Below are 1417 nucleotides of genomic sequence, written 5' to 3' on the forward strand. Positions count from 1 at the left end.
AAGCCGCATGTGTTTGCAGTTTTGGCAACGCTTGCCATCATCCCGCTGTCCATTGCTGTGCGCGCCTTGAGCGTGCTCTTTTCAACGCTCCCAACCCACCTCAGGCAATGGGAACGAGGCCGCGTCCTGGGTATCCTGACATGGGGTGGCCTCCGTGGCGGCATTTCGGTTTCTCTGGCGCTTGGATTGCCAGCCGGAGACTTACGGGAGTTGCTGTTGCCAGTGTGTTACGGCGTGGTGGTATTCACGATTATCGTACAAGGACTTACGATGGAATGGGTCGTCCGAAGACTGTTCCCCTCCACCCGTCTCTAAAGCTTAGATCGGTAACTTCTCCTCAGAGGCAGCTTCCTGTTTCGCAGGCATTGGCTTTGGTTGTGACGAGGGTTTGTCCATCGTTTCCAGAAATCTGTCGGCCAACGCGGTATAAAGAGGTTGAGGGCAGACAATCCGGGAGACACCAAACGCCAGAAAAGCTGTGGCCAGAAGTGCAAGCGTCACCTGCTGGTTATCGCAGATTTCCATGACGATAATCGTTGCTGTTAACGGCGATTGAGCAACACCACAGAAATAGGCGACCGTCCCCAACAGCACGACTGCACCGGGGGTCGTATGCGGCAGAAACTGTTCGATCCATCCGCCGATGCCCGCTCCGATTGCAAGAGAGGGTGCGAACATTCCACCTGGAATTCCCGAGCAGTACGAGACCAGCATTGAGAGATACTTCAGGATAAAGAACGAGGCCGGGTAGTGGTCGGTCCCTGCAAAAATTGCCTGAGCCTGCACATAGCCCGTTCCGTAAGTATTTCCTTTGGAGATCAGGCCGATCACGGCAGTCAACAGTCCGCACAGTGCTGAGAACATGATCGGACGCTGTTTGGCCAATCGGCCGACAGAGCCAGGTAAGCCTCTGGAAGCCCTGATGACGAGTGCGGCAAAGCTTCCCCCAGCCAGCCCCCCGACAATGCCGCAGACGAGAACGGCGATCCACGCTGTCCCCACCGGGATGTTGACGTCGGCATGACCAAAATAGGTATAATTTCCCATGAGGGTGATAGCGGTGACACCTGAGATCACAACGATCGTCAATGTCCGACCTGAAGCTTTCTGCTCGAAAGAGTGAGAAAGCTCCTCAATAGCAAAGACAATGCCAGCCAGCGGCGTGTTGAAAGCCGCTGCCATTCCAGCAGCACCTCCCGCCAGAATCATACTGCGCTTGGAGGCGATATTGGATTGCCCAAGCAGTCGTGAAAAGCCATGCATGATCGACGCTCCGATCTGCACGCTGGGACCTTCACGTCCGATAGAGGCACCGCAGACAAGGCCAAGGCAGGTCAGAATGATTTTCCCGGCAGCAATCCGCAGCGTGAGAATACGGTCAACAACGGTATAGTTTCCCATGTGGAGGGTGGCGATC

2 protein-coding genes are annotated in these 1417 nt (G+C 55.5%); one reads left to right on the plus strand and one right to left on the minus strand.

The genetic code is table 11. The features are described from left to right. The coding region (locus HKD32_RS15070; protein WP_194258406.1) for a cation:proton antiporter domain-containing protein at window positions 1–315 on the plus strand (315 nt) is incomplete at its 5' end. A 3-nt stretch (window positions 316–318) separates the two neighbouring features. Here HKD32_RS15070 and HKD32_RS15075 read toward each other — a convergent pair. Then, window positions 319–1417: chloride channel protein (locus HKD32_RS15075; RefSeq protein ID WP_194258407.1), on the minus strand; the 1099-nt coding region annotated here is incomplete at its 5' end.

The organism is Gluconobacter japonicus, from assembly GCF_015244665.1.
GTDB classification, from domain to species: Bacteria; Pseudomonadota; Alphaproteobacteria; order Acetobacterales; family Acetobacteraceae; genus Gluconobacter; species Gluconobacter japonicus.